Source organism: Kitasatospora nipponensis (assembly GCF_039528135.1).
GTDB classification, from domain to species: Bacteria; Actinomycetota; Actinomycetes; order Streptomycetales; family Streptomycetaceae; genus Kitasatospora; species Kitasatospora nipponensis.
The window spans coordinates 1-552 of sequence record NZ_BAAALF010001036.1 but is presented as its reverse complement, the minus strand read 5'-3'; the positions used below and the strand labels follow the sequence as shown (position 1 = coordinate 552).

At 65.2% G+C, this 552-nt stretch carries 2 protein-coding genes; both read left to right on the top strand.

The window, feature by feature from the left end; genetic code table 11:
- A partial coding sequence (locus ABD323_RS44735; RefSeq protein WP_344447696.1) for a hypothetical protein occupies positions 1 to 293 on the top strand: 293 nt, incomplete at its 5' end.
- Between the two features lie 98 nt (positions 294 to 391).
- Positions 392 to 552: VOC family protein (locus tag ABD323_RS46190; RefSeq protein WP_425556370.1), on the top strand; the 161-nt coding region annotated here is incomplete at its 3' end.

The window sequence follows — 552 nt, the reverse complement described above, 5'->3', positions numbered from 1 at the left end:
GAAAGTCGGCCGGTGCTGACTGGCTGGCGGTGCCCGACAAGGACTACGTGAAGACCTACGAGTTGACCAAGGCCACGGTTCATGTAGATGGCGTGGCGCACGTGATTCAGATGGTGGACAGTTCGGGTCGAAGTGCTCGGCCACGGGTCGACGACTTGCAGGCAAACCATCGGCTCTGGGATCTGGTGTACAACGGGATTCTGCATTCGGTGCACGTGGGTGGTGCGGAGACGAACAAGCGGGCCCGGGACTACCTTCTGCTCGACCACCCGCCGACTCTTCGGCCGCAGTAGCGCCGTCCCTGGTCAGTGCCGCCGCTCGTCCCACGGCGGCTCGGGCACTGCTGCGGGTGGCTGCTGAAACTGTCGTGGGTCGCGGGCAGGATCGGTGCATGGCTGATATCGCGAGGAACACCCATCATGCGCTCGACTACGTCGAGCTTCCCGTCACCGACTTCGACGCGGTCAAGGCGTTCTACGGCGACGCGTTCGGCTGGCGGTTCACCGATTACGGTCCGGGGCCCGCGTACGTCGGGATCCGCGGGGCCTCCGG